General features: G+C 68.2%; 26 protein-coding genes and 4 pseudogenes. 16 read left to right on the forward strand and 14 right to left on the reverse strand.

The genetic code is table 11. The features are described from left to right. Positions 1 to 163 precede the first annotated feature (163 nt). A complete protein-coding gene (locus ACIHCQ_RS43075) occupies positions 164 to 748 on the forward strand; it encodes a transporter substrate-binding domain-containing protein (RefSeq protein WP_399674597.1) in 585 nt (194 codons plus the stop codon). 30 nt (positions 749 to 778) lie between these two features. Further along, positions 779 to 943, forward strand: a complete 165-nt coding sequence (locus tag ACIHCQ_RS43080; RefSeq protein ID WP_399674598.1) for a hypothetical protein — start codon at positions 779 to 781, stop codon at positions 941 to 943. Between the two features lie 391 nt (positions 944 to 1,334). Here ACIHCQ_RS43080 and ACIHCQ_RS43085 read toward each other — a convergent pair whose 3' ends face one another. From ACIHCQ_RS43085 to ACIHCQ_RS43105, 5 genes are all read right to left on the reverse strand, one after another. Then, entirely contained in the window at positions 1,335 to 2,018 is a 684-nt protein-coding gene (locus ACIHCQ_RS43085) for a haloacid dehalogenase type II (protein ID WP_399674600.1), read from the reverse strand. A 72-nt stretch (positions 2,019 to 2,090) separates the two neighbouring features. Then, positions 2,091 to 3,149, reverse strand: coding sequence for a phosphotransferase (locus tag ACIHCQ_RS43090; protein WP_399674602.1), 1,059 nt, complete (start codon positions 3,147 to 3,149; stop codon positions 2,091 to 2,093). A gap of 24 nt (positions 3,150 to 3,173) precedes the next feature. Next, entirely contained in the window at positions 3,174 to 4,523 is a 1,350-nt protein-coding gene (locus ACIHCQ_RS43095; protein WP_399674604.1) for an aspartate aminotransferase family protein, read from the reverse strand. A gap of 597 nt (positions 4,524 to 5,120) precedes the next feature. Next, complete coding sequence (locus tag ACIHCQ_RS43100; RefSeq protein ID WP_399674606.1) at positions 5,121 to 5,972, reverse strand: IS5 family transposase; 852 nt, start codon at positions 5,970 to 5,972, stop codon at positions 5,121 to 5,123. Between the two features lie 98 nt (positions 5,973 to 6,070). Beyond that, entirely contained in the window at positions 6,071 to 6,472 is a 402-nt protein-coding gene (locus ACIHCQ_RS43105) for an FAD-dependent oxidoreductase (RefSeq protein WP_399674608.1), read from the reverse strand. Between the two features lie 569 nt (positions 6,473 to 7,041). Between ACIHCQ_RS43105 and ACIHCQ_RS43110 the strand changes: the two genes are divergently transcribed. The 5 genes and pseudogenes from ACIHCQ_RS43110 to ACIHCQ_RS43130 all read left to right on the forward strand — a co-directional run bounded on the left by ACIHCQ_RS43110 (position 7,042) and on the right by ACIHCQ_RS43130 (position 11,949). Next, complete coding sequence (locus ACIHCQ_RS43110; RefSeq protein ID WP_399674610.1) at positions 7,042 to 8,211, forward strand: ROK family protein; 1,170 nt, start codon at positions 7,042 to 7,044, stop codon at positions 8,209 to 8,211. Positions 8,212 to 8,238: 27 nt separating this feature from the next. Then, a pseudogene (locus ACIHCQ_RS43115) lies at positions 8,239 to 9,069 on the forward strand (transposase); the annotation flags it as partial. Positions 9,070 to 9,158: 89 nt separating this feature from the next. Then, complete coding sequence (locus ACIHCQ_RS43120; protein ID WP_399674611.1) at positions 9,159 to 10,346, forward strand: IS4 family transposase; 1,188 nt, start codon at positions 9,159 to 9,161, stop codon at positions 10,344 to 10,346. Between the two features lie 161 nt (positions 10,347 to 10,507). Further along, positions 10,508 to 10,906, forward strand: a pseudogene (locus ACIHCQ_RS43125) (transposase); the annotation flags it as partial. Positions 10,907 to 11,142: 236 nt separating this feature from the next. Then, positions 11,143 to 11,949 (forward strand): SGNH/GDSL hydrolase family protein, encoded by an 807-nt coding sequence (locus ACIHCQ_RS43130; RefSeq protein WP_399674612.1) that lies wholly within the window; start codon positions 11,143 to 11,145, stop codon positions 11,947 to 11,949. 290 nt (positions 11,950 to 12,239) lie between these two features. On the opposite strand, the gene ACIHCQ_RS43135 is transcribed toward ACIHCQ_RS43130, so the two are convergent. Next, entirely contained in the window at positions 12,240 to 12,668 is a 429-nt protein-coding gene (locus ACIHCQ_RS43135; protein ID WP_399674613.1) for a hypothetical protein, read from the reverse strand. Between the two features lie 88 nt (positions 12,669 to 12,756). Between ACIHCQ_RS43135 and ACIHCQ_RS43140 the strand changes: the two genes are divergently transcribed. Then, entirely contained in the window at positions 12,757 to 13,089 is a 333-nt protein-coding gene (locus tag ACIHCQ_RS43140; protein WP_399674615.1) for a hypothetical protein, read from the forward strand. Positions 13,090 to 13,159: 70 nt separating this feature from the next. Here the strand turns inward: ACIHCQ_RS43140 and ACIHCQ_RS43145 are convergent, their stop codons facing one another. Beyond that, positions 13,160 to 13,735 (reverse strand): PadR family transcriptional regulator, encoded by a 576-nt coding sequence (locus tag ACIHCQ_RS43145; RefSeq protein WP_399674617.1) that lies wholly within the window; start codon positions 13,733 to 13,735, stop codon positions 13,160 to 13,162. A gap of 125 nt (positions 13,736 to 13,860) precedes the next feature. On the opposite strand from ACIHCQ_RS43145, the gene ACIHCQ_RS43150 reads away from it, so the two are divergent. Continuing rightward, positions 13,861 to 14,253 carry a nuclear transport factor 2 family protein gene (locus ACIHCQ_RS43150; protein WP_399674618.1) on the forward strand — a complete coding sequence of 131 codons (393 nt, stop codon included), beginning with the start codon at positions 13,861 to 13,863 and terminating at the stop codon, positions 14,251 to 14,253. A gap of 325 nt (positions 14,254 to 14,578) precedes the next feature. Here ACIHCQ_RS43150 and ACIHCQ_RS43155 read toward each other — a convergent pair. Then, positions 14,579 to 14,997 (reverse strand): annotated as a pseudogene (locus tag ACIHCQ_RS43155) (transposase); the annotation flags it as partial. Here ACIHCQ_RS43155 and ACIHCQ_RS43160 point away from each other — a divergent pair. Beyond that, positions 14,916 to 15,212 (forward strand): DUF6308 family protein, encoded by a 297-nt coding sequence (locus ACIHCQ_RS43160; RefSeq protein WP_399674637.1) that lies wholly within the window; start codon positions 14,916 to 14,918, stop codon positions 15,210 to 15,212. The pseudogene ACIHCQ_RS43155 and the gene ACIHCQ_RS43160 sit on opposite strands and share 82 nt — an antisense overlap. 43 nt (positions 15,213 to 15,255) lie before the next feature. Continuing rightward, positions 15,256 to 15,753: a DUF6420 family protein gene (locus ACIHCQ_RS43165; protein WP_399674620.1), complete on the forward strand. Its 498-nt coding sequence runs from the start codon at positions 15,256 to 15,258 to the stop codon at positions 15,751 to 15,753. Positions 15,754 to 16,791: 1,038 nt separating this feature from the next. On the opposite strand, the gene ACIHCQ_RS43170 is transcribed toward ACIHCQ_RS43165, so the two are convergent. Further along, positions 16,792 to 17,793 carry an SCO1860 family LAETG-anchored protein gene (locus ACIHCQ_RS43170; RefSeq protein ID WP_399674622.1) on the reverse strand — a complete coding sequence of 334 codons (1,002 nt, stop codon included), beginning with the start codon at positions 17,791 to 17,793 and terminating at the stop codon, positions 16,792 to 16,794. A 703-nt stretch (positions 17,794 to 18,496) separates the two neighbouring features. On the opposite strand from ACIHCQ_RS43170, the gene ACIHCQ_RS43175 reads away from it, so the two are divergent. After that, positions 18,497 to 18,682, forward strand: a complete 186-nt coding sequence (locus tag ACIHCQ_RS43175) for a hypothetical protein (RefSeq protein WP_399674624.1) — start codon at positions 18,497 to 18,499, stop codon at positions 18,680 to 18,682. Between the two features lie 38 nt (positions 18,683 to 18,720). Here the strand turns inward: ACIHCQ_RS43175 and ACIHCQ_RS43180 are convergent, their stop codons facing one another. Both ACIHCQ_RS43180 and ACIHCQ_RS43185 read right to left on the reverse strand, forming a co-directional pair. Further along, positions 18,721 to 19,590: a recombinase family protein gene (locus tag ACIHCQ_RS43180; protein ID WP_399674625.1), complete on the reverse strand. Its 870-nt coding sequence runs from the start codon at positions 19,588 to 19,590 to the stop codon at positions 18,721 to 18,723. 72 nt (positions 19,591 to 19,662) lie between these two features. Beyond that, complete coding sequence (locus tag ACIHCQ_RS43185; protein ID WP_399674626.1) at positions 19,663 to 20,097, reverse strand: hypothetical protein; 435 nt, start codon at positions 20,095 to 20,097, stop codon at positions 19,663 to 19,665. Positions 20,098 to 20,305: 208 nt separating this feature from the next. Here ACIHCQ_RS43185 and ACIHCQ_RS43190 point away from each other — a divergent pair, with 208 nt between their 5' ends. Beyond that, positions 20,306 to 20,827, forward strand: a complete 522-nt coding sequence (locus ACIHCQ_RS43190) for a bifunctional DNA primase/polymerase (RefSeq protein ID WP_399674628.1) — start codon at positions 20,306 to 20,308, stop codon at positions 20,825 to 20,827. Between the two features lie 233 nt (positions 20,828 to 21,060). Here ACIHCQ_RS43190 and ACIHCQ_RS43195 read toward each other — a convergent pair whose 3' ends face one another. Next, positions 21,061 to 21,303: a hypothetical protein gene (locus tag ACIHCQ_RS43195; RefSeq protein WP_399674630.1), complete on the reverse strand. Its 243-nt coding sequence runs from the start codon at positions 21,301 to 21,303 to the stop codon at positions 21,061 to 21,063. A gap of 1,160 nt (positions 21,304 to 22,463) precedes the next feature. Between ACIHCQ_RS43195 and ACIHCQ_RS43200 the strand changes: the two are divergent. Further along, positions 22,464 to 22,670: pseudogene (locus tag ACIHCQ_RS43200) on the forward strand (PAS domain-containing protein); the annotation flags it as partial. Between the two features lie 640 nt (positions 22,671 to 23,310). Here the strand turns inward: ACIHCQ_RS43200 and ACIHCQ_RS43205 are convergent. Further along, complete coding sequence (locus ACIHCQ_RS43205) at positions 23,311 to 24,081, reverse strand: hypothetical protein (RefSeq protein ID WP_399674639.1); 771 nt, start codon at positions 24,079 to 24,081, stop codon at positions 23,311 to 23,313. A gap of 308 nt (positions 24,082 to 24,389) precedes the next feature. Between ACIHCQ_RS43205 and ACIHCQ_RS43210 the strand changes: the two genes are divergently transcribed. Then, the gene (locus tag ACIHCQ_RS43210) at positions 24,390 to 25,397 is read left to right on the forward strand and encodes a hypothetical protein (RefSeq protein WP_399674632.1); all 1,008 of its coding nucleotides are present in this window, start codon (positions 24,390 to 24,392) and stop codon (positions 25,395 to 25,397) included. A gap of 130 nt (positions 25,398 to 25,527) precedes the next feature. Beyond that, a complete protein-coding gene (locus tag ACIHCQ_RS43215) occupies positions 25,528 to 26,268 on the forward strand; it encodes a hypothetical protein (protein ID WP_399674633.1) in 741 nt (246 codons plus the stop codon). Positions 26,269 to 26,625: 357 nt separating this feature from the next. Here the strand turns inward: ACIHCQ_RS43215 and ACIHCQ_RS43220 are convergent. Beyond that, positions 26,626 to 26,850 (reverse strand): hypothetical protein (locus ACIHCQ_RS43220; RefSeq protein WP_399674635.1); only part of this gene is annotated, 225 nt, incomplete at its 5' end.

Raw genomic sequence — 26,850 nt, forward strand, 5'->3', positions numbered from 1 at the left:
GCGGGAGACCAGCCTGCCCAACACCGTTCGGGGCAGCGCCACCGAGCAGCAGTCCTGGCACCAGGACTCACTCCCGCTCAGTGTCTAGGAACGGTCTAAGGGCACGGCGCAGGGCGGAGGTTCCGGTTCGTCGGCCGAGCACACCGACGACATCTCGGTCGGTGTGAAGCCGGATGCGAAGGCGGTGAAGCTGCTGCCCGCGGCGGTGAAGGCCAAGGGCACGATCTCGGTGGCCATGGACCTGACCAGCCCGCCCACCACGTTCATGGCATCGGACAACAAGACGCCGATCGGGTTCAACCCGGACATGGCCCGGTTGATCGCCGCCAACCTCGGCCTGAAGCTGCAGTTCAACAACATCAAGTTCGACACCATCATCACCGGACTGCAGGCCGGCCGGTACGACTTCACGGCGTCCACCATGGGTGCCACCAAGGACCGGCTGAAGGTGCTCGACATGGTCGACTACTTCAAGGCCGGGACCGGAGTGTCCGTCCCCTACGGAAATCCCCAGGGGCTGAGCACGCACACGCTGTGCGGGCACCGTGTCGGTGTCCAGTCCGGCAGCACCGCGGAACTGCAGTGGCTGCCCCAGCTGTCCAAGCAGGACTGTACGAGCAAGGGCAAGCCGGCCATCGAGGCGGTGAGCCTGCCCAGCGTGAACGACGCTCTCACCCAGCTTGTGTCCAAGCGGATCGACGCGGTGATGTACGACTTCACCGGGCTTCAGTGGGCGGCCACGCAGTAGCCGAAGACGTTCGACGTCCTCAAGCCCCTGGTGGCCACCAAGACGGTGACCGTCGCGCTGAAGAAGGACTCGCCGCTGACCCCCGCGGTGAAGGCTGCCATCCAGTCGATCATCGACAGCCCCAAGTACGCCGAGGCGCTGGGCCGCTGGGGTTTCCAGGATCTCGGGATCAAGACCGCGGCCATGGATGAGTAAATCCACGGCTCGAACCTCCCGTCCTTCGTTCGCCCCTCCCTGACCTGCGTATTCTCCAGGTATCCACCATGAAGCTAAATCGCACAAACGTGCGAGAAGGTAGGGGGTGCGGATCGATCGCCAAGGGATGCAGTGGGATGCGGCTGGCGAACGTCGGATGGGGACTGGGCTGTCGGTGGTCACTGCCAGGATGGCTCGCGTGCCGATCAACGAAGTGACCCGTCACGCCGTGACAGAAGCGCATCGAGCAGGCCCTCGACGGGCCGGCCGGGCCTTCAGCCGGTGGCACGACATGGTCTGGAACGCCATGCCGCTGCGGCGCGGCAAAACACAAGCCAAGCCATAGGAAAGACTGGCTGTGTGCCGTGCGGGACTGGTGTCGCCTTTGGGGTCAGATGCCAAGCATGGTGTTGAGGTCGTCCAGGGACTTCACCGTCACGTAGTCGTAGCCGTGGGTCACCGGATCGCAGCCACGGTCCAGCAGGACCAGATTGCGGAAGCCCATGTCGTGCATCGACTGGTGGTCGTAACGGGTGTGCGAGGCGACGTGCACGAAGTCGTCGGGGGAGGCGTCGAGCTGGTCGAGCATGTACTCAAACGCGGCGTAGCGGGGCTTGTAGTAGCCGGCCTGCTCCGCGGTGAAGACCGCATGGAAGTCCGCCCCGAGCCGGGGCACGCTCTCGGCGAGGAAGGAGTCGTCCGCGTTGGAGAGAATCACCAGCTTGTAGTGCTCGCCCATCTTCTTCAGCGGCTCCACCACGTCCGGGTGGGGCCCCCAGCTCCGGATGCCGTCGGCGAACCGCTTGCCCGCGTCCGGCGCCGCCTTCACACCCCACTTGCGGCAGACCCGCTCGAAGGAGTCCTGCAGCACCTGCTCGTACGGGTAATACTCGCCGCGGACCTGGTCGTAGCGGTAGCCGCGGAACTCCCGGACGAACTGGTCCCACTGCTCGGCGGGAATCTGGTCGCCGACGAGCTCGTACGTGATCGGGTTCATCGGCCACTCGATCAACGTGCCGTAGCAGTCGAACGAGACGTACTTCGGGCGGAACTGCAACGAGGGAATCCTGTTCATGAAGGAGCCCCGATCCTTCTCTGCGGGAATTGGATAGGGTGTTCGAGTTTTTCAGGCATGCCCATGACGGACCTACCGGAGTTGGGCGATGACGTCGTCCAGGCTTACGGCCAAGGCGTGCTCGACATTGATCCAGTCGTCCTTGGCGTGGCCGAGGAGATACTCGCGCCGTTCGGGTGCGCGCTCCGCTCGCCAGTTGGTGAGGAGCGCGCGCAGTGTGAGTCGTGCCAGTGCGGCAATCGGGAGCAGCGGAAGTTCCGAGTCCTTGATGGGCCGCGTGCGTTGGTAGCCGGCGACGAAAGCGCAGGCCTCCCGCCAGGGATGATCCGGCGTCCTGGCGAGCAGGTTCGCCATGGGAACGGCGGGGTCGAAGATCACCGCACTGCGCACCGTGTCGCCGAAGTCGATGACGCCGGTGATGAAGTGTTCGCTCTTCGGATCCACCACGACGTTGTAGGGGCTGAAGTCCCCGTGGATCACCTGTGCTTCGAGATCGCTCAGCCTCGGGACGACGTTTTCGCCGAAGAGCCGGAAGACCATTTCAGCCAACTGACGGTGCTCGGGGTTCGGAGTGTGCTCGACCAGTTCGGTCAGCTGGTGGAAGTGCCGGATGTCCCAGGCCAGACCTCGTCGGTCCGCCGGATGCGTGAACGTCCTGAGCGCCACGTCGACTCGCCCCAGCATCTCGCCCGCCTTGGCGAGCCGCTCGGCGTCCGGGCTCGCCTTGGCCATGATCTGGCCTTCGACGAAGTCGAACACCCGCAGGAGCCGAGGCCTGCCGTCGTTCAGCCTGATCGTGACATGGTCGTCTCCGTCGGCGGTCAGCTTCACCCGCTGGACGGGCAAGTGCGGAGCGGTGCTTTCGAGGTAGCGCATCGCTGCGGTCTGGAGGGCGACAACCGCCTCCGCCTCCTCAGGCGGTGAGACCTTCACGAGGTAGCTGCTCGAGTCGGTCCTGAGTCTGAACGTGTCGTCCTTCTCGGTAGCCAGTCGCCCCAAGCGCCCGGTGAGGCGATAGTGCTCCTGGAGGAAAATGCTCACCAGCATCACGTCGATGGGCTCGTGGGACGACGTCAGGCCGCTCTCCTGGAGGAGTCGCTGTGCATAGTTCGTAGCTGGTGAGGTGTTCACGGTCAGTCCCTTCGGCCGGCCTTGTTACAGACGGTTTTTCGCGACCTCGGCGAAGGTCTCCAGGAATCGGGTCACATCGGCGGAGTCGAAGGCCAGCGGAGGGCGGATCTTCAGGGTGTTCGCCGAGGGACCCGTGCCGCTGATGAGAATCCGGCGGTCTCGCATGTCGTTGATGACGTTGTCGGTCAGCGCGCGGTCCGGCTCGAGGGTGCCCCGGTCCTTCACGATCTCCACGCCCACGAACAGGCCGGCGCCGCGGACTTCGGCGACGTAGGGGGAGTCCTTGGTGATCTCCCTCAGCCCGGCGCGCAGAGCGTTGCCGCTGCCCAGGACGCGCTGCTGCACGTTCTCCTTCTCCAGGACGTCCAGCACCGCGGCGCCGGCCGCCACCGGGATCGAGCTGCCGCCGAAGGTGTTGAAGTAACGGACGTTGCGCCCGAACTCGTCGCTGACCTCGGGGCGGAAGACCACACCCGAGATCGGAATACCGTTGCCCATGGGCTTGCCCATGGTGACGATGTCCGGCACCACGCCGTGGCGGGTGAAGCCCCACATCGACTCCCCGAGCCGGGCGAACCCCGACTGCACCTCGTCCGCGATGTAGACGCCGCCGGCGGCGTGCACCTCCGCCACCACGGCCTGCATGTATCCGACGGGATCCGTGAAGATGCCGTCGCTGGAGTAGGCGCAGTCGGTGATCAGCGCGGCCAGCCGGTAGCCGTGGCGCTCCAGGTCGTCGATCGCGCCGCGCACCTGCTGCCGCATGTGCTCGGCGAGCGTGGATCCGGGCGCGACGAGGCGCGGGTCAGGAGCATCGATGAACCGGACGTTCGGGCCCAGCGGTGAGCCTGTGCCCAGGGTCGGCGAGAAGCTCGCCACCTCGCGGGTGAGGCCGTGGTAGGCCCAGCGGGTGACGATGATGCCCTCGCCGCCCGTGTGGAACCGGGCCACCCGCACCGCCAGGTCGTTCGCCTCCGACCCGCTGCACGCGATGCTCAGCTTCGACAGCTCCTCGGGGAAGGTCGCCAGAAGCCGCTCCGCGTAGCCGACCAGGGCCTCCTGGACGTAGCGCGTGTTGGTGTTGACCGCAGTCATCTGGCGGGCGACCGCCTCGGCCACGTGCGGGTGGGCGTGCCCGACGCACGGGACGTTGTTGTAGGCGTCGAGGTAGTCGTGGCCGTCCCGGTCGATCAGGTGGGCCCCATGACCGGAGACGAACTCGACCGGCTCCTTGTAGATGAGTGTGTAACCAGGGCCCAGCACCTTGTCGCGGCGCTGGATGGTCTCCTGGAGGTGTTCGGGGAGTTCGCTCAGTATCCCCGGATCGAACCTGTTGGGGTAGTGGGCGAGAGCCCGACTGATCGTCGAAGTCACTGCAGGCACACCTTCAGTCTTTGTCCGGGGCTGCTGGCTGCGTTGGCCGGAATCATACCATCATTTATCTCAGTTTCAACGTGAGACTAAAACTTCCTTCGCCCCGGATCTTCGGGGTCCCGGCCGGCCCCCGCATGCACGATGAGGGGCGTTTCCGTCATCGCAATCTCGCCGCGAACGGCCCCTGGAGCGCCGCCGATCCGGAGCGGGCAGTGCCTGTTGGGCACACCTCTGGCTCGCCGCCGGTCCCGTTGAGCAGGAGGGGTACCGGGTGGGGGCGACCCAGTGCGAGCGGGTTGTAGTGGGGTGGGCCGGGCCTGGCGAGGTCCAGACGATATTTGGTGCCCGTACCCGAATGGAGGAGGCGGCCGGCGCGAACCGGCACGTGTGCCAGGGAGAGTACGCCGTCATCGCGGGGAGTGGATAGGTACTGGTGAGGCCGGTGTCCAGGCTGGCCATGTCGGCCTACAGCCGGGTGCTCCCCTCGGGCAGGCCGGTGACCGAGTCCCCGCCCCGGCGGGCGCCCATGGTGGCCACGATCGCCTCGTCCATGCCCTCCAGTCGAAGTGGGCGGGCTTAGACCGACCGGCAAATGGATCACTTGAGGCGTCGGGTGGTGGGCCGGCTGTCCCAGCGGTAGCGGCTCGTCGCCCGTCGGATGAGCATGCGGAGCGTGACGAGAGTGGCGGCGAGGTAAAGGTAGAAGTCCACGACCGCGCCGCTCCTCTCGGTACACCGTCGGAGCTTGCCGTAGTCGTTCATCCACGAGTGCGTGCGCTCTGCCACCCAGCGCTTGCCGGCTTGGATCGGGGCAGGCACTCCCTTGCGGGCGATTTCGGCTGTGAATCCCAACTCGGCAATCAGCACACGGGACTTGACGCTGTCGTAGCCCCGGTCGAGGTTGACGTTCACCGTCTCCGGCAGTGCGCCGACCTGTGCCTGCACCGCATACAGGGTGGGGCCGAGCAGGGGTGAGTCGTGCCGGTTGGCCCCGTCGGAGACGATCCCGGGCGGAACACCGCAGGCATCGGACGCGACGGAGCGCTTCAGTCCCTGCTTGCCCCGGTCCACCGGCGACCGCCCGGCCTTGTCGCCGCCGGACGGGGCCTTGGTGATGCAGCCGTCCACCGAGATCTCGCCCAGCCCAAGGCCGATCATCCGGTCGTACGCCTCGAGCGCCAGAGCGTGAACCTTCTCGGATATCCCCAGTTCAGACCACTCCTTGACGCGGCGTCTGATGGTTCGGTCGGAGCATCCGGGAGTGGAGATGCGTTCGTAGCCCGAGCCGTGGACCAGCGCGAGCACGATGTGCTCGAAGACCGTCCGGTCGGCGATCCGGCGGCGGTGACAGCCCAGTGGATGGTCGGCGACGAACGCTCCCCTGACGGGCAGAAGTGCGGCGAACTGGTCCCAGAGGGGTTCGAGCAGGCAAAATGGCAGCGCGGGCACGGCCGTCCTTCGTGATCACTGAGCGTAGAGAACTCCATGATCACCTGGACCCGTGCCCGCACTGCATCGACCCCGCCGGCTGGGCCTACAGCAGCCGCCTATTGCCGGTCGGTCTTAGGCGCCAGGTTCAGCTTGCCCGTGCGGGCGAAGCCGCAGTCGATGTTCTCTTCCTTGACGAGGCTCTGGATGGCGTCGACCGCGTCGTGGTGCGCCCGCAGGCATGCCTTCGCGGTGTCGAAGCCGTAGCGGGAGATCCCTCCCGGAAGCCGATCGACATGCCCAGGGTGGCCATGCCGCCGTTGCGCCCAGAGGCGCCGAAGGCCGACCGTCTCCGTCACGAAGACATGGACGCCGGCGCTCTTCCGTGCCAGGTGAAGTGCCGCCGAGGGGCCGGTCGGGCCGGCCCCGAAGATCGCCACATCGACACTCACGCCGATCTCGGTCCGGACCGGTCTGGACCCTGGGGGAGCGGTGTCGAGCCAGTGGGGGGTGAACGCCATGTCCCCGCTCTCTGTCAGTGGCGTCAGTCGCTCTGGGTGCACTGAGTCGAGACCCGGGCGTCCCGATAGCTGTTCGACGGTGCGCAGATTCGTCGGGCGCGTCGCGAGGTGCTCGCTGCTGGGCTCAGGCCGCCCAGCACTATTTGGTCCAGTTCCCCGCGCTCCTGCTGCCGACCGGCATCCGGCTCGGCAGCCCCCGGCCCCGGCTGCGCTCCTGGTACGCGGTCACGTCGCCCCAAAGGCAGGGTGCTGACCCCGGCGACGTCGAGGTTGTTCCGGCTGATCGATGCTCGCTGCCGACAGTCAGTTGGTCGTCGACCCCGGCTTCCAGGCCCTCGCCGCAGCGCGGCGATGCGCTCTCGGAGTCTTGGAGGACCCTGTTGGAGTGCATGACAGATGAGTCGAGAACCGTCCGACACGGCGGAAGCCTCCGGCGAGGACGCCTCAAGGGCGGCCAGGAGGGAACGGCAAGTCCGTCGAAACAACCGCTTGTCACCGCGTCGCCCTTGGCCGTGCCGCCCAAACCGGTGCCGGCAAGGTCGGCGTACCGCTCTCGCTATGGTCATCACATGACCACCAACCCGACCTCCCGCGACTACAACAAGGCGTCAGTCCTGGACGCGGTCCTCTCCCACGCGCCCTTGACGCGTAACAAGCTCACCGAGCTGACAGGCCTGAGCAGGGCCACGGTCTTCAGAGCGGTGGAGGAGCTCTGGGCCGACGGCTTCCTCGTCGACTGCGGGATCGACGAGGTCACCGGCCGCGGCCGCCGGTCCACCTATTTGGACCTGTCCGGCACAGCCGGCCACGTCGCCGGTGTCAGCTTCGGCGTACAGACCACCGGTGTGCTGGTGACCGACCTCAGGGGCCGCGAGATCCAGCAGGTAACGGTTCCCACCGCCGATCACCAGGAGGTCGCGGACGCCGCACGATGGCTGGTCGACCTGATCGCGCAGGCCGCGGAGTCCGCGCAGGGCCCCCTGCGGCAGATCGTCGTCGCAGTGCCCGGGCGGGTCCGGGGCGGCACGGAGATCTTCGGCCCCGCGGAGTCGATGAAAATCTTCGCGGGCTCCGATCTCCACCGAGCCATCGAAGACCTGGTGGACGCCCCTGTGCTCCTCGACAGCGACGCGAACGCGGCCCTGCTCGGGATCCTCACCGACGACGCCACCATCGCCAACGCCGCGTTCTTCAGCCTCAGCACCATATTGAACTTCGCCCACTGCACAGATCACGAGCTCGCCCGTGGGAGCACACCCACCTTCGGCGACATCGGGGCACTCTCCTCCGGAGTCGGCAACGAGATCCTCGACGAACTGCTGAGCACGAGGGGTCTCCTGCGGTTCGCCCGCAAACGGGGGCTCGACCTGGAGCGCGTTGAGGACCTCTGGCTGCAACCGCGCACCGACGCGCCGCACGCCGAGGTGCTTCAGGCGTTCACCACGGCGATCGTGACCGCTGTCAGTGTCGTCGCCGTGACGCTGGACCCGGAGTCGGTCTACTTCGTGGGCCGGTTGCGTCCACTCGTCGACGTCGTGCTTCCCCAGGTGCGCGGGCGGCTCGACCAGATCCTTCCGGCGGTGCCGAAGATCAGGACGGGTCCGCATCTGATCGGTCTGTCGACGGCCGAGGGAGCGGTCTACGCGTGCCTGACGATCGCGCAGAAACGACTGAGAGATGCCGTGCTCGGAGCACGGCATCAGAGCCGGCCCACGGAGCGATCCACACCGGCCTTCTGAGCCGACCGCCGACGGGCGATCGGGACGCGGTTGCGCCGGACCCTGGCCGGCCTGCCGCTGCCAAGGGCGGCCGACGGGCGCATCGTGCTGGCCGTGGACGTGTCCAACTGGTTGCGCCCGGACGCCCCCACCAGCGACGACCGGCTGTTCTGCCACGTCTATGGACGCGGTGACCGCAAGACGGACCAGCTGATTCCCGGATGGCCGTACTCCTTCGTCGGCGCCTTGGAGACCGGCCGCACCTCGTGGGTCGCGCTGCTGGACGCCGTGCGCCTGGGCCCCGCCGATGACGCGACCGCCGTCACCGCCGCCCAACTACGCGACGTCATCAGGCGGTTGACGCAGGCCGGGCACTGACATCCGGGCGATCCCGAGATCCTGATCGTGATGGACTCCGGCTACGACGTCGCCTACCTCTCCCACGCCCTCGCGGATCTGCCGGTCGTGCTGGTCGGGCGCCTGCGCTCGGACCGCGTGATGCTCCGCGACCCGGGCCCGGCCCGCTCCGGCCCGAAGGGCGGACGGCCCCGCCGGCACGGCGGCGTCCTCACTTTCGCCAAGCCCGACAGCTGGCACGAGCCCGACGTCACCGCGGTCACGGACACCACCCGCTACGGCAAGGCCCAGGCGATCGCCTGGGACCGGATGCACCCAAGGCTCACACACCGCGGCCCCTGGCTGGACCACGCCCAGGAGGAACTGCCCGTTCTGCACGGCACGTTGATCCGTCTCAAGGTCGAGCGCCTGCCTGGCGACCGTGACCCGAAACCGGTCTGGCTGTGGTGCTCCGCCACCGCCGCCACCAGCGCTCAGGTGGACCTGTGGTGGCAGTCCTTCCTGCGCAGATTCGATCTTGAGCCAATGCCGTTAGGTTAACCTGCTGCTCCATCGTGTATGACGGGTATTCAGGGGCGGTTGTGGGGCCTGAGTTGCGTGAGGTTGTGAGCGTGGGGTTGCTGGCCCGGGTGTACTCGGCGGGGCTGGTGGACGAGGTGCTGGAGGCGTGTGGGCGGGTGGAGCGGCGGTCTCGGCTGCTTCCAGCTCGGTTGATGGTGTATTTCGTCCTCGGTATGGCGTTGTTCTCACCGGATCCCTATCTGGAGGTCATGCGCAAGACGACGTTCGGTCTGCGGCAGATCGGCCTGCTCGGAAGCTGGCGGGAGCCGAGCAAACCGTCCATCTTTCTGGCGCGCCAGCGGCTGGGAGCCGAACCGCTGCGGGAGTTGTTCACCCGCGCCGCCGTGCCGTTGGCTGAGCCCGCGGAGAGCTGGGCCTTCTGGCGGGGACTACGGCTGATGGCGGTGGACGGGACCTGCGTCGACCTGGCCGACTCCTTGGCCAATGATGAGGAGTTCGGGCGGCACGGTGGTCGGCCCAGGGCGGGCAAGGCGCCGTACAAGCGGGCAGCGTTCCCCCAGGCCAAGGTCGTGGGACTGGTGGAATGCGGCACGCATGCCATCGTGGATGCGGTGGTCAGCGCGTACTCGGTCCACGAGGCGCTGACCGCCCGGGATCTGGCCCGGTCGATGAGCCCGGGGATGCTGGTCCTGGGCGACCGGGGCCTGCCCGGCGTGGACCTGCGGCGGGTCTGGTCGGCATCCGGAGCGGACCTTCTACTGCGACTGGCGAGCAAACGCTACGGACTCGAGCCTGACCATCTACTGCCGGATGGCTCCTGGATCACCACGATCTACGGGTACGAGGACCGCCGACGCGAGCACGGTGTCCAGGTCCGTGCTCTGCGCTACCAGCTCGACGACGGCCAGGAGACCTACACACTTCTGACCACCCTGCTCGACCACGAGCAGTACCCCGGGCCTGAGTTGGCCGCCCTCTACACCGAGCGGTGGGAGATCGAGACGACCTTCAAAGAACTCAAGACCCAGCAGATCGGCACGGGCACCGTCCTGACCAGCAAGACCCCGGACGGAATCCTCCAACAGATCTGGGGCCATCTGCTCGTGCACTACGCACTGCGCGTGCACATGCTCGAGGCCGCCCGGGCCAACGCCGACGCGCTCGACCCCGACCGTCTGTCCTTCACCACCTGCCTCCGCGCCGCCCGCCGCATCGCCCTGATGCCGCCAGCGGTCTTTTCGCCCTCAGAACCGCAGCTCACTCCGCCTGGTCCTTGACGAACTTCTCGCCAACATCAACCCGCCCCGGCGCCCCCGAACCAGCCCACGCGCTATCAAGCGCATCATCTCCCGCTACCGCATCAAGAAACCTGACGACCGGCAAGCCTCCACGCCACTGCGCACCCCCACCCTCGTACCACCTCACCCGAGCCCTTAACCTAACGGCATTGGATCTTGAGCACACATTCCGGCTGATGAAACAGATGCTCGGGTGGACCGCCCCGCAGGTCCGCCACGCCGACACCGCCGACCTGTGGACCTGGCTCGTCATCGCCGCCCACACTCAGCTCCGCCTCGCCCGCCCCCTCGCCGAAGACCTCCGCCGCCCCTGGGAACGCCGCACCGAACCCCGCCGCCTCACTCCCGCCCGCGTCCGCCGCGGGTTTCGCAACCTCCGACCGACCACGGCCTGCCCGGCAGCCGCACCGAAACCGTCCCGCCCCGGCCCGGGACGGCCGACCGGTTCGAAGAACAGCAACCGCGCCAAGCGCCACGACGTCGGCAAGACCGTCAAACGCGCCGAGACCATCAAGGAACACCAGGCCCGCCGAGGATAAACGTCAAGCTCAGGTCTGACGAGGGAATGGGTGGTGAGGTCGGCGCGGGACCAAGGCGGTGGACTGCGGCGGTGGACCGCCCTCGACGGCCTCAGCTCCTGCCTGAGCGGCGTCACTTTGCAGGAAGGTGAGCCCGCAGCTATCGTCATATTCAACAATGCGACTAAGTATCTAGTTGTTTAGCAATGGCCGTGTGCCACTTCTATCAGCAGCGTTGACGAGAGGCGGTCGGCCCCGTGTCGAGCAGTGGGTATCTGCGCTATGTCGCCCTGGGTGACAGTCACACCGAGGGGCTCGGGGACGGCGACGACGTCCGTGGTCTTCGGGGCTGGGCGGACCGGCTCGCCGAGCAGGTCGCCCGCCACAGCCCCGGCCTGCTCTACGCCAACCTCGCGGTGCGCGGCCGTAAGGCCGGTCAGGTGCGCGCCGAGCAGCTGGCTCCGGCTATCGCGATGCGGCCCGACCTCGCCACCGTGGTGGCTGGGGTCAACGATGCGTTGCGCCCGGGCTGCGACCTCGACGAGGTGGCCGGCCATGTTGAGGCGATGTTCGCCGCCCTCACCGCGCAGGGCGCCACCGTCGCGACCCTCATGTTTCCCGATGTCGGGCGTATCACGCCGTTGGCCCGCCCGATCGGTCACCGTGTTCTCGCACTCAACGCGCGCATCCGGGAGGCCGCCGACCGCCACGGCGTGGTGGTGGCGGAGACGGCCGCGCACGTGGCGGCGACCGATCCGCGGTTGTGGAGTGCTGACCGGCTGCACGCCGGCCCGCTGGGACACACGCGCATCGCGGCTGCCGTGGCCCAGGCGCTCGGTCTGCCGGGCAGCGACGACAAGTGGACCCTTCCCCTTCCGGCCGAGGGGACAGACATCTCTGTCTGGAGGACCGTGGGTGCCGAAGTGCGCTGGGCCGGCACCTTCCTCGGCCCTTGGGTCGGCCGCCGCCTGCGTGGCCGCTCCTCCGGCGACGGCCGCCAGGCCAAGCGGCCGGCGCTGCTTCCGGTGGCCGCGTCCGCTGGGGACACCTCCCCATCGGTGTGATGCTCTGGCTTGCGACGACGCCGGCGGCTCCTCGTGCTGAAATGCTCTTCGCCGGACGGGAGCTGGAAATGAGTGACATCCATCCCTTCGCGTATTGCGCACGAAGCGTCTGCGGATCGTCAGCGACGTGGTCGTAGGCGTCGTGGCACTGCTGTTCACCGTGTTCTACGTCAGTCCAACATCGACCCCGCCAGTCACCTCCACAAGTTGCTCATCGGCTGGCCAGCGCGGACGAGGGGGCGAAGGCCGGTGGCAGCAGACCGACCTCGGAGTGCGGATCGTCCAGTCGATCAAAAGTCCTCCCAGGGTGGAGACAGGATCGACTGGAAGGTGGTGGACGAGAAGGAGATGACGGAGGAGCTCGGCAAGGGCAAGCTGTTCGGCGCGCTCGTCGCCCCCGCGACTACACCTCCACCGTCGCCGCACTCACCAGCCCCGAGGCGGCGCGCAACGCCATCGGCCCCGACACTCACCGTGCTGGCCAGTCGGCCTATGCGCAGGTAGGCAGGGAGCTGACCGCTCAGGCAGAGCTGGCCGTTGCCGTGCTCCTGCTGCTGACCGACCCGACCGTGGCACAGGTCGGGGACGGGCATCCGCTCGACTCCCACAGCGGCCTGGGCCTGAGTGCCTTCTCCTACTCGCTCGTCCTCGTCGTCTGCGGCATGCTCGCCGCCCATGTCATCGGCGGCCAGGTGGACCACGCCCTTGGCTACACCCACAGCGACATGGGCACGCTGCGGATCCACAGCCCGCTACTGCGGGCGACCCGGGTACAGACCCTGGCCCTCAGCAGCACGCTCATGCCGGATGGCTGTTCATCACGATCTTCTACATCGCCATGGCGGTACCGACGTCCGGCGCCACGGTCCCCCTCCACCACTCCCCGGCTTCCACCGCACCCTCGGCGAGTTCCAGCCCCTGCGTCAGATCACCGGCGTCGTCCGCTCCATCCTCTACTACGACGCCCAGGGCGACGCCGGACTGCCCCGAGGCTGGGTGATCCTGGGCTTGGGACTCGCGGTCGCGTGCCTCTTCGGCTTCGGCGTGACCCGGTTCTACGACCGCAAGGGACTGCATCGCAATCCCGCCGACAAGGAACCGCAGCCGGTCCTCGCTCGGACACAGACCGACGACCCCTGAGAGGCCGGGCTGCTCACGACCTTCCAGCTCCTCACTTTGTCGACGTACTGTGTGGGTGGGGCCGCCGCAGTCAGCCGTCGGCCCGGAGCGCGGCCGTGCGCTGTTCGAGCCTGCGCAGCGACATGTCCCCCCACTGGAGGTTCTCCCGCTCGAACGACATCCCGCGCAGCAGGGTGAGATACGGGCCGATGCGCTCGGCCTCGGCGAAGTACGCCTCCTCGGAGCGCCCGTCGAGCAGGCGCTGCCGGAGCCGCTCGTAGCGGGCCAGCTTGGCGGTGGCCCACTCCATGCGCTCGGTGATGGCGGTCCGGACCGCTTCCATGTCGCCCGCGTCCAGGCACTGCACCTTGACAAGCAACTCGTCCCGGATCACCGCCGGTTTACCCAAGGGCTCGGCGGTGTAGGCGTAGACGGCCTTCCGCCCGGCCTCCGTCAAGGAGAACAGTCGCTTGTTGGGGCGGCGCTTCTGCTCGACGACGCGGGCCGTGACGAGTCCTTCGGCCTCCATGCGATCCAGCTCCCGGTAGAGCTGCTGAGGCGTCGACATCCAGAAGTTGGCGACCGTCGCGTCGAACGCCTTCGCGAGGTCGTACCCGGACGCCTCGCCCTCCAGCAGCGCGGCCATCACCGCGTTCCGCAAAGCCATGGATGCACGCTAGCAGATTAATCAACAACATGACTAATAGTCACCCCTTCCCTGTAGACAAGCTCTAACGGGCCCTCTACTCTCCAGCACATCTATTCACATTTCTGAGTATCAGAGGTGGGCTCATGCATCCCTTCCGCAAGGCCGTCGAGAGCGGCGACCTGGACGCTGTGGCCGCTCTGCTGGCCGACGACGTCGTCTTCACCAGCCCCGTCGCCTTCAAGCCGTACCCGGGCAAGGCGATCACCGCGGCGATCCTGCGCGGCGTGCTCCGGGTCTTCGAGGACTTCACCTACATCCGTGAGATCGCCAATTCCGACGGCCGCGATCACGCCTTCGTCTTCACCGCCACTGTCGCCGGCAAGCAGATCCAGGGATGCGACTTCCTGCACTTCGGCGACGACGGGAAGATCGACGAGTTCACGGTGATGGTGCGCCCGCTCTCCGCCGCCCAGGCGCTCGGCGAGGCCATGGGCGCCCAGTTCGAGCAGATCGCCCGAGAGGCCGCCGAACAGTAACCACGACGACGGACTTCGACGGACTGCGCACCCTCCTGGCGGAGCGCCACAACGTCCCCGGCGGCTGCGCCACCTTCTTTCGACGAGGCCGCTTCGAGTTCGAGACGGCGCTGCACCAGCTGTCCGGAGTCGGCCTGGAAGTCCAGCCGTACACGCTGCGCGGGCTGTTCGAGAAGCTGGGCGTCGCTGACTCGCTGTAGTTAGTCCAGGAGCACGACCTGTATCGCGCCGTGGTACCCGGCCGGCACGATGTGACCCTGCCCGCCGACTGGGCCGGCGCCGTGGACGCCCTGGAGGACGCCTTCCCCAGCAACCGCGCCCGCGTCGAGCGTTTCTTCGCGCTCGCCAGGGACGGGACGGAGCCGTCACGGCACACGACCTCGACGCCCGGATGCTCGCGCAGCCAAGCTTCCAGCGTGCCGGCGGTGCGGTCGGGCAGCACGTCGATCCGCTCATAGGTCTCGGCGTCGATCACCACGGTGGCATAGCGGTGCCGCCGGCGCAGAGCGAAGTCGTCGACGCCGATCACGCGGGGCGTCCGCCCGGTGGGCAACGGGATGCGCAGCAGGGCGCGCAGGGCCGTGTGGCGAGCAGGCCCGCCGCGAGTATCGCCAGCAAACGAGATCCCGCCCGGCCCGCTGACTCCTTCACCACAGCCTTGACTGCCCGTCCACGATCAGGTCGTTCGATGCGTCCTCGGCCGGCCCAAGTCTTTCTGGCTCGACCTGCATGCCGCGCTGCGCGTCGACAACTGGGCGCTGCATCACGAGTTGATGCCCCTACGGCAGGCCGCATACCTCCCAGAGACCGTCAGTGCGCTACGGGTCTGTGACGTGGCCTGCGGCGCACTGCACAACGACGCGGTCACCAAGACCTTCAAGTACGACCGGGCCGAGACGGAGACGCTCCTGGCGATGACCGCCGCACTGCTGCGGAACGTGCCCGGCACCAGCGCGTGACGGGGCGGTCCGGCGAGCGTCCCGCGACCGAAACGAGGACCGCATGACAACCGAGCACCGCGGCATTGCAGGCCCGTACACCGCGTACGACGGACTGCCCGTCCTGCACGCGACGGAGACGGATCTGCCGCTGATCCATCCGTACGCCCCGGTGACGCCCGGCCGCTACGTCACGCCCGGCGGCGGACGGCTCACCATCCGCCCGCCCGAGATGCCCGCTCACATCCGGATCACGCTGGACCACATGGGCTGTCCCGCCCAGCTCACCGACGAGAAGAACGCCGCCTTCAAGCGGCTCGCCCTAGCCGCCGAGGGCCACTGCGTGTACGCCGGGTGCCGGCACCGGGCCGCGTACGCGGACGGGGTGCTGCGCATCTTCGAGGTGCGCAACGGGAGCATCGCGCTCGCCGCGTTCGTGCGCGCCGCGCTCGCGGTCGAGCTGGGGGACTTCACTCCCACGGACCGGCTCTTGCAGGAGACCGAAGCGCTGGCCGGGCCTGTCCGCCAGGAGGGCGAGGGGGACCAGGACAACGGCGGCTAGACGTCACGTGTCCGCTCTTGCGTGTTCGGCTTGTCCCTGCCGCCGAGGGGGGAGGGTTCACCCGGCGGCAGGGAGTTTCACTCGACGACCACTTGATCGACTCGCTTGGCGCGTAGGCCGGGCGTGCGGGGCACGGGACGTCGGCTCGTACGGGTGGCGGTGTCCGAATGCGGCCGTCGGGGTCAGGGACAACGACCGGCTGACACGCGGGGCGCTGCACGGCGCCGTACGGAGGCGCGTATTCGCGCACCGCGCCGCGACGCCTCGTTCAGTGTCAGGGGCGTCCATTACCGTATGAGGTGGCGGTCGGTAGACCGTGGGCCCGGCTCGAAGGCCCGGAACCCGTTCGGCCCGTGACCGGACGTCGGAGGCCGCGACGGGCCCGCGACGCACAGCGGGTTGCCCGCGATGCCTCGCGGGCAACCCCCGGTTCATCGCGGCCTCCGTCGCGGGCATGGAAGCCGGGCAACACGGACGCTTCGACGCCAGATTGCGCTGCTTGCGCAGGACCACGCGCGCGTGCCCGTACGTACGAGCAGCCCGACGATCCCGTACCCCCTCGATCGGGGGCATACGTAGGCCCTCAGTTCGGGGTGGTAACTAGAAGAAGTCTTTGACACCGCCGTCGCCCGGGGCACCCGCTGCGCTTCGTACGGCTGCGCCTGGACGTCACGGTGGCCGACGTCCCGCTCTTCGGACAAGGCGCGGCCCCCGCGGCTGGATGAACCGGGGGCTGCTCACCGGTCGGACGACCGGGCCAGTAGGTGGGCGGTGCAGTGAGAGCGTGCAGGGCATCGATCCGGACGCGCGGTGGCGCTGGGCCCAGGGCGATGGGGGCGTAGCGCGCTGTTGAGCCGATCCGAGCTCTCCGCGTCGTAGCTGTACCCAGCGGGGTGTGGAGTTGCCACCGTTGTGCTGCGGCGGGGCGTGCCCGCACAGGTCGAAGCCCATCGCAGCCCGTAGGTTCGGGTGGCGATGGGCTTCGACCTGTGCGGGCCTGGGTCCCGAGCTGGAGTGTGGCCTGCGACCGAGTCGGCGTTAGTTGTTCCGAGTGGTGCGGCGGCGGATCAGGTACATGGCCGCGCCGCCGAGGATGAGGGCGCCGCCCACGCCGGCGATGATGGGTGTGGCAGAGTTGCCGCCGGTCTCAGCCAGGTTCTCGCCGTCGTCGCCGGTCTGTGTGCTGGGCTGGTTGTCTGTGGAGTTGCCGTCCTCGGCGCCATTCGAGCCGGAAGACTGGCCGCCGGTCGAGCTGCCCTCGGTCGCGCCACCGTCGGAGCCGCCACTGTCCGAACCGCCGTTGTCTGAACCGCCATTGGTGGCGGCGGAGCTGTTCGGCATCGCGCAGGTGGCCTCGGCGAGCACGATCTCTCCAGATGCCTTCACCACGCCCAGCTGGGCTGGTGTCACGGTGTACTTCAGCCGAAGCGCGGTAGCGGCACCTGTGCTGTCCGTCGTGGTCGCATCCTCCAGGACGAGGTCGACGGTGCCGACGCCCGGCACCTCAACGTGCTGGTTGCCTGGCCCGTTGACAGTGACCGGTTTGCCGAGGACGGATACGTTGTCCGCCAGTGCGGCCTTCGCGGTCGGCTTCTTGCCTGTCTCGCAGGAGGCGGTGGCCTTCAGAACGTCGGCGCTCAGCAACGGGTTGGCCGGCAGGCCAGGTGCGTAGGCCCGTACGCCGACGAGCTTGACGTCGCCCACCGACCGCTGCGCGTTCGCCTTGGCGCTGGAATGTGCGACTTTGGCCTTGACCAGCGTTGAGGGCTGCCCGTTGTTCGCACCGTTTACCTTGGCGGTGAGCAGTGTCTGTTGCGCGTCCCCGGGCGCGCTCACGTCGCTGAGAGCCGCTTTGACCGGAACGTTGCCGGTGCCCTTCACCGAGACGTCGAGGTCGGCGCGCGCCGCAACCGCGGTCGCCTTGCCGGTGGAGCCGGAGCGTTCGTCCACGGGTACGGCATAGGCCGGGCCGCCGGCGACCAGTGCGCCGCCGATCACCAGAGCCGAGGCGCCCAAAAGAGCGGCCGCGCGTGCGGGCACACTGAAGACATTCGTGTACAACTGACAAACCCCCAAGAGAGATGGAGCCGTCTGCACCGCTGTGCTGGGAACAACGTGTTCGCGACGACTTCGACTCGGAGATCATGGCGCACAAATATCGATGGTGCGACAATCCGACAGGAGATCACTCCAACGTGCAGTTTCCTTGCCTGCCGCGAAACCTTTGTCTCGGCAACTCGTTAATCAACATTTCTTGGCCTCTATTCGCCAGAGTCCGTGATCGTGAGACTAGAGATCATTAATGGCGGGGGTTGCCGGGTAGCAACCGGCCGAACAAGAACATAGCTCTCACTGTCGACCCAACCTGACAGAAGTTGCTTCAGTGAGCGAAATCGCCGCGAAGCGACTTATCTTCGCCATGCTCGACGCGGACGGAGACGGGGTGGGTGACGCTGGCGACCGGGACGCACCAAGGACGATCCCCTGGTCATCACCGCACGCACGGCCGGGGAACGGGCGTGGGCATCGATGGACGCGAACGGCATGTCGACGGCGCGACGGAGAGGGATGGAACGACCTTTGCTCTGGCAGACGTGAAGTTCCGTCCGAACATCGAGGCAGCGACGAGGAGCCGGGGCGGAGCATTCACAACGCACTGGTCGGCCTCGCCACCGAACTCCAGCGCCGCATCGACCACTGCGACCAGCACGGCGGCCCCGATGCCCTGCCGCGCCTGACGGTCGTGTTCGAGCGAGCCGACGCCACCCTGCGGCAGCTGACCCGCTACTGGGAGACGTTCCGGCAGAAGGACGACCCGAAGACGTCCCCGGCCATCGACGCGCTCAACGAGGTCTGGCTTCCTCGCGGAACTCCGGCGAGTACTTGGGGTCCCTCCGGTAATGCTGCTGGATTGAACGCTAAGGAATGATCTTGCCCCCTCTTCGGAGGTGGAGGGTAGCCGGTCGCCTACGACGGCAAAGGCGCGGTGGTCTGTTCGTCGCGCTCGCGCAGCATGCGCATGACGGTCGCGGGTGAGGGGTGCTGGCCCTTCTTCTTGCCGGTGGTGATGACGAGCCGGGCGGCGATGTCGCGCAGGCTCATCTCCTGCTCCCGCAGGTGGAGGGCCATGGAGAGCATGTGGTCGTCGGTGACGCCCGCGCCGCCGATGGTCTTGCCACGCTTGCGGGCGGACTCGTGGCCTTCGAGGGTGCGGTCGCGGATGTACTCGCGTTCCATGCCGGACAGGGCGGCCAGCACAGTGAACACGACGCCGGAGGGGTCGTGCGAGCCCTGGAGTTCACCGGTGAGGAACTGAAGGCCGACGTCACTGGCCTTCAGCTCTTCGGCGAGCGTCGCCAGTTCGATGCCACGGCCGAGTCGTTTGTGCTCGTGGACGACAAGGGTGACGCGGACGCCAGAGGCGCGCAGTTTGCCGGCGAGCTTGACGGCCTTGTCCAGCTCGGGCCGCTGGGTGGCGCGGGTGGAGATCTTTTCGGAGAAGATCCGGGTCACGCCCGCCTCGGCGAGTGAGTCGAGCTGGGAGTCCAGGGACTGCCGGGCCGTGGACGCACGTGCGTACCCGAGGCGTACGTGCCCGACCGGCTCGGTGCCGGCACCCGCGGGCTCGGGCAGCTCGGTCCACACCGAGCCGGGCTTGCGCACGGCGGGGGTCGGCACGTTCAGGGCCTTGGCGAGTTGGGGCACGAGCCGGAAGCGGGCGGTGTGGTACTGGATGGCAACCTTGCGCTTGCCGGTTCGGCACGGCGAGCCCGCTGGGGCGGCGCAGGTGGACATCGGGCAGGCGTGCGATTCCACGCGCTTGAAGTCGTCGCTCACGAGCGCTGACTGTTTCACGAGCGAACACCTATGAAACACCACCCCGGTCAACCCCAGCCTTTACGTGAATGATCACCAGCGGGCGGCGGGCACCGTCGCGGCCATCCGTTCGACCCTCACAAGCAGGACCCGGCAGTCGGCGACCGCATCGTGCGGGCCGCCGAGCGGCTGATTGCGGTACCGGCCGCACTTGACCGACCGCTGCCCGCGCCACACCGCGTACGGCACCATCGCGTCCTCCCACCGGCAGCGGCCCAGCCACTCCCCAGCGGGGGCGCCCAGCGACCGGAACGGGCAATACTCCGGCTGCCGCCGAGGGTGGCACCAACGCTGCGGCCGGGTCAGCGTCGACTGGACGTACGCCGCGGCGTTGATGCCGAGCGGGTTCTCGCCTCGGCTTCCGGGCGGCCCGAACGGAAACCCGCTGGATTGGATGTTCGCGCATTCACGCAGGCATCCTGTACCGCACGTTTGGATGAATAGCTCCAGGAATTTCAGTGTGTCCATCGCAGCGAGAGTCCTCTCCCGGATGAAATCGCGCACGAATGCGGGACACGTGTGTGCTACCAGAAAACGCCACGTCACGCCACCCTTCCACCGGCAAGAAATACCTACGAATATGACCGCGGGCGTGGCCACGGGAATTTCGTGCAGGGCCTTTGCCCCGGGGTGTGCTGTCCGCTCACAGGGGCTTACCCGGTAGAAGAGGAGAGACATGAGGAGTACGTCCCAGAGTCAAGCACCGGAGTGGCTCGCCGCCGCCGCGACGGACCCCGAAGCCTGCAAGCGGGAATGGGCGCACGGAGAAAACGGCACCGTGCTGCTGCCCGCCGGGCGATTCTGGGGCGTGCTCAGCGTGCCGGAAGAGCTCGGCCTGCTCGCCCTCGACACTCTCCTGCGTATCCCGCTACCGCGGCCCGGCCCAACGCTCGCCGACCTCGCCTCCCACCGGCTTGGGTTCTTCCTCCCCCCGGATCCGGTGACCGCCTGGCTCGGTCGTGGTATCCGCTACGTCGGCGAAGGAGCCTGGATCGCCGTGCCCCCGCCCCATCGCGCCACGGGGACCCTGCGGTGGCTGGTTCCTCCCGACGGCAACGGCGCCCTCCACCTCCCCACCGCTCTGGAACTGGCGCTCCATGAGGCGGTCGGGACACTCGCCGTCCTGGTTGACGGCACGCACCCGCCCACCCGTGGCAGGGCAACGCCCCCCGAACCCAGCCGTGGTGGTCTCCGCTGACCCCCCGTTACCATTTTCGTGGCTCCGCACTGGGGCCTCCGCCTTCGGGTCCGGCATGACTTCCCCCCTGTCGTTGATGATCCGGGGGTGGTGTCACCGGGCCCGGAGGCATCGACAGACCGCTGAAGACAGGCTTGAGCACCGGCTTGTTCGCAGGTCGGAAGAGCTCTCCGTAACAGGGATATGGCAACTCGGTCGAGCCACTGGTACGAACCGCGGGTTGCCGCCCTTCCTCAGGCGAGCCGGCCCGCGACGGCCAGCACCACCACGGCGGCAACCGTTGCCGCTGAGCAGATGACCATCACGGCTCGGCTCGACCCGCCATCGCGCGTGACGACGGCATCCGGGTCATCCCGCCAGGGCGGGAGCCAGTAGGCCCCGAGCAGGGCCGGCGTCGGCACAGTGTCATCACCGCGAGGATCCATGCCCTGCCAACGCGTGATCAAGGGCTCCGGCAACAGCAGCCTCGCCGACATCACCCTCTCGGCCCAAACACCGACTACCCTGCGGCACGCTTCAGCGTCAGCTCCAGGACCTCCACCGGTTCAAGGTGCCGGCACCGTCCGGGGAGATCAGCCAGCGCAGCGAGCCCCAGCGGCGGTGCGGAGCCGGAACTGTGATCCACACGCCCCTGCCGACGCAGCGCCCACCCGTGCAGACGCACCGGGAAGCCGTGCCGGGAGGCACGGAGAAGCCCGCCTGATGCCGCCGGGCATCCCACAAGACGGGCCCGGGTTTCAGGAGCGGCAGGTCATCCAGGATGCCGGCGACACGCAGCCCCAGCTCATCGGGAACAATCACAACATCCCACAGACGTCCCGCGGGAAGCAGCGCGACACCGCGGAGGCCGAGCCGCCACTCACGCTTGCAGGCCCGCGGATCCTCCGAAGCGGCGGCAAGCCACTCCGAGGCACTGGACCGCATCCGCATCAGTGCCATCGCACCTTCCCTTCCGCAGCCGACACCGCGGCCACCTGCCGACACCGAAGGAAGGGGAAAGGCGCACCCCGGCGCTTCGGCGTCAGCACAGCACCGCTCGGTTCACGCCCCAGTGCAACGCGCGCGGCACCGGGCAGGCCATACACCGGACACGCCTTTCGCTACATAGAGTGAGCGCAGCGCGCGTTCAGGGGCAGCTATATGCACGGGCGCGCGCCTCTGCGCTCCTTGGCCCCCGGCAGACTGGTGTCAGCAAGTGGCTTCGTTTAGAACGAATAATGCCCTATTTATCCTGGTGCTGGGCTATATGGATGCGATGTTGGCATTGAGGGGCATTAGTGGCTTTTCTCGTGTCCATGCTGACGGAGTGGACAACGTTGAGGAGTCAGAGGTGCAGCCAGGCGAGTGCCTGCTGCGGGAATGGGCTGACGTGATGATGGTCCGGATGTGGGCCACCGATGCGGAACTGACCCTGGTGTGGCGCCGGGCTGGTGCGGGACTGCCCCCGGTGGTGCCGCTGGCGGGTGCCCCCGGTGCGGTGGGGATGGCGGTCGACCGCACCCGGTCGGACCATCCCGCCGTTGCCGCCCACCTGCGGGCGCTCGCTGGTGAGCGCGTCACCTGGTACGGCTCGGCTGGCGGCCGGCCGTATCTGGCATCGGTCAGCCCCCGCCCGGAAGGCACCGGAACGGTGGGGATGGCCGTCGGCCTGAACGATCCCGCCGCCGCCCGGCAGAGCCCTGACTGGTATCCGTACCTGTTCGACCAGTCATCGCTGCCCATGGCCCGGCTCGATCTGATCGGCCGCATCCTGGACGCCAACGCCGCCTTCGGGCAGTTGGTCGGACAGCCCGTCAGCGCGCTGCGCGGGCGTTGGGCGGGTGGCCTGCTGGCGTCCGGTGACCGGTATTGCCACGCGCAGCGGTGGGCCGCGATGCTGTCGCAGCGGGGCGGCCGCTACACGGACACGGTGCTTGTGGTGCGCGGTGACCGCCGTCTGGTCTGCGCGCGGGCCACGGGATGGCTGGCCTGGTGCGGCTCCGAGGGGCCGGCGCAGGTCATCTGCTCGCTGTGGCCGGTCGCAACGGCACCGGAGTCGCGGTGGCTCGACGCGCCCTCCCTGCCACCGCTGCCGGCCGCGGAGGCCCGCCTGCTGGAGGGCATTGCGGAGGGCCTGTCGAATGCCGCGCTCGGCCGACGGCTCTTCCTCAGCCGCCAGGGCCTGGACTACCGACTGTCGTGCCTGCGGGACCGGTTGCAGGCGCACAGCCGCGGCGCGCTGGTGGCCCGTGCCTACGCGCTGGGCTTGATCCACCCGGGGCTGTGGCCGCCTCGGGTGGATCCCGGCGCGGTACGCCCCGCGGCCTGCGTTCCACCTCGCCGCAGCGCCCCGGCGGACGCCCGCGACCCCACGGGGCTTGGCCGGTGGTTACCTCATCGAGCGACGTTCAGGGGTGCGGGTGTCCGTGCTGTCCACGCCCCGGTTGAAAGGCCCGCGGCCGACGCTGCGTTGGGGACGCGACAGGGCCCGAGCGGACGGCGGCTCAGTGCGGTTCACCCCATTCGTCCAGCCGCTCGCGCAGCGCCCCCGCGTACCGCAGCAGCCGGCGGCGCAGTGCCACGGGCAGGCGGTCTCCCTCGTCTCGTTCCAGCAGCGGGCGCAGTGCGGCTGCAAGCTCGTCGGGCAGGTCGTGGTCGATCCAGTCCTGCACGCTGGAACTGGTGTACGCCCGCAGGGCCAAGGCAGCCGGACCGGGCGCGGTGTCCACCGGGTCGGCGTTCAGCTGCGACAGCGGCACCAGCAGGGCCCGACCGAGCAGCACCGGCGCCGACGCGCCGCGCGGGCCGAGTTGCCGCGCCGGTTCATGGTGTTTGGCGGGCCCGGGTGTCGTGCGTAGGTGCTGGGCCGCACGCTCCCAGGCGGCGAGATATCCGGTACGGGCCCGCCGCTCGCCTCTGGTCAACGGGTCCTCGGCCCGGGCGGCGGCGCTTCGGGCGCCGCGCAGCCGGGCCTTGAGCAGCGCCGGCCACACCGCATGGCGTTCCCAGTCGATACGCCAGACGGCCTGAAAGACCTCCCACAGCACATCGCTGCGCATGCCGTCTTGGTCGGAGCCGGGCGGCAGCCGCCGGGCCATGCGGTCGGCCGTGCGCACCGCCCACGGCCACAGCAGGGTCAGCAGCTCCTCTCCTACCCGCTCCCGCGGTTCGCCGGCGGCTATCCGGCGGGCGAAGGCCTGCAGCCAGACGGTGGCGCCTGTCCGGTCGAACGGATCGGCGTGGAGGACGGTCGGCGCGGTGTGCTCGGCGGGCATGTGCGGGTCTCCTGCCTTCGACGGTGCGCCTGCGCGCCACCGGTGTGGGGCCGGCGGCTGGGCGCGCAGGCGGCGGGGGAGATGACCTCAGCATCGTCCGGCTGCGGGGAGGGCCGTGGCGGGAGGCGTTTCCTGGCAAAGACCTGGTTTCGGCGACCTGTGCGACAGGAGTGTCGCGTGTGGGGGACGCCGGCCGCGTAGAGGCCGTCGGCTGCCTACTGGATCGGTGCGGGCGGCAGGCAGGGCTCCGGTGAAGCGCCGGGTGCCGCGGCCGTCCCGCCACGTATCCGTCAGGAAAGGACACCACGATGCGACAACTCGATGTGCAGGGCACCTCCTACACCGTGAACATCACCATGGACGACGCGACGGTCACCGAGCTGAGCGATGCGGGCTTCACGCTCTACGCCTTCAAGGCGGTCAGCAGTTCGATGGGCGGCGGCGCACCGACCGTGTGGGCCTCCACCAACACCTACTCGGCGGCCACCACCTTGGCCTGGACCGAGGACTACTACGCCTACGCCTCCAACAGCAGCATCAGCAGCGGCGTCACCTTCATCGGCAGCGACACCAAGGAGATCAGCCTCGGCCAGACGCTGCAGGTCAACAGGAACGCTGTGACCAGCGTGGTCGGGGTCGGCAACCCGGGCACCATCACCGTGCAGAACATGACCACCACGCAGTTCTCCTGCGGCCTGGCCCAGCCCAGCCCGATCGGCGGTCAACCCACACCCGTGTGCGCCTTCCCCCTGTACGGCCTCAATCGCGACCTGATCACCCCGGTGGAGAAGATCGCTCTGGTATTCGCCGCCGAGCCCTACCAGCAAGGCGAAGTCATCGAAGGCTCCATCGGGCCGGCCGTCCTGGTCGACCTGACGCAGGACACCACCGTGAACACCGCGTACAACATCAACACCGGCTGGCAGACGGACGGCATCACCACCGTGAACATCGACCCGGAGGAGTTCGTCAGCACCCTCCTCGGCGGCGGTGACTACCTGCCCGCCGGCATCAACGCCGATCCCATCACCAACATCGTGGTGCTGAAAGCCGCGGCGAACAATCCCCTGAAGCCGGTGCGGGAGGTGGCCCGCGGCGTTCCCGGAGTACCGGGCTCCCAGGACCACCAGTCGATCTCCTGCCGCCTGAACAAGTACGGCGTGCGTCAGAACAGGCAGTACATCATCCTGTTCCGCGACCAGAACACCAACGATCGGGCATGGGAGGTGCAGTGCACGCAGGTGCCGCCCACCTTGGAGGGGCAGTTCAGGTTCACCAAGATCCTGGAAATCGACACCGCCCAGATCACTAGCTGATCCCACCCGCGGTCCGGCGTGCCCGGGGGCACAGCGCCCCGGGCACGCCGGACCCCCAGCCGTCGCGTCCGCCCGTCAGCCGGGCGCGGCACTCGTGACGATCGCAGGGCGCGCACCGGAAGGACCCGATATGGCCGGAGACTGGGCGGACCACGAAGGGCAGACGTGCACGGTCACGCTGGAGATGGGCGCCTCGACCGTGGCCGCGCTGGACGACGCGGGCTCCAAGCTCTACCTGATGAAGGCCGTGCGGTGCGATCAGGGCGGCGGGTACCCGCTGGTCTGGGCACTCACGACGCGGTTCTCGACCCGGGCAACCTTGTGCTGGACGGAGGAGTACTACGCCTACGCCGCCACCGAAGTCGCCTCCCTCACCGCCACCCTGCGAGGCGCCGGCGCCCAGCGGATCAGCCTCGGCCAAACACTCGTCGTTGGCCGCAACGCGGTGCCGGAACTCGACCCCGACCACGGCATTCCGGGAACCGTGGTCATCACCAACCCGACCACTTCGCCGCTGTCGTGCGGACTGTCCCAGCGCGCTCCGCTCAGTGGCAGCACACCCGCTCCGGTATGCGTGTTCCCTCTGCACGGCGGCGGCAACCTGGACCTGATCATCCCGCTGCCCAGGATCGTCTTGATGTTCGCCACTGTCCCCTTGCCACCGGGCAGCGCTGTACCCCACGTCTACGGGCCCACCGTCCTGGTCGACCTGGCCCGGGCCAACCCAGCCAACCTCCGCTACGACATCGACAAAGGATGGTCGGGCGGCGGCACCGCCGCAGACCTTGTTGGATGGGGGGAGCTCGCCGAACGGCTCGTCCTGCCCACCCGCTCTCCCCCGGTGGGCGACCGGCTCAGTGCCTGTTTGTGAGCCGTGCATGACATATCAGCCCGTGTTTGCCCAGCTCAGGATTCGAACGGGCTGGTCTGAGGAGCGGTGCCGGGTTTCGTGCGACTCGCGCCACCGACTGTCGTTGAAAGAGAGAAGCGACGACGAGTTGGAGGGCCAGGATGGATGCCGAGGACCTGGAGATCACACCGACGCAGGGACCGAGCTGCGAGGGTGTGGCTGTGTCGGTTTCTTCGGGAGGCGTTTCTAGGCGACTGCAGGAGGCACTTGATGTCTGAAGGCAAGATCAAGATCGATGAGATTTGAGTCGCTTGCCGATCATGGCGCTTGGTGAGCCGGCGCCCCGGCCCACACCCGCGCGCCGGCGGGTCGGTCGCTCTACCGGTTCCGCGTGGTGGTCAGGGTGCCAAGGTCGGTGATCGTGCCGTCGGCGTCCCAACGGACTGCGTGCGGGGTTTCGTCCGCATCGTCGGCCTGGCCGACGATGACACCGGCATCGTTGATCGCGAAGGCGGTGCTGGCGATCGTGTTGGGCAGCGTACCCAGATTGGTGATGGTCCCGTCGGCAGCCCATCGCACCGCGCGCACCGTGCCGTCCGCCTG

The organism is Streptomyces sp. NPDC052236 (assembly GCF_044548015.1).
In the GTDB taxonomy this organism is placed as follows: domain Bacteria; phylum Actinomycetota; class Actinomycetes; order Streptomycetales; family Streptomycetaceae; genus Streptomyces.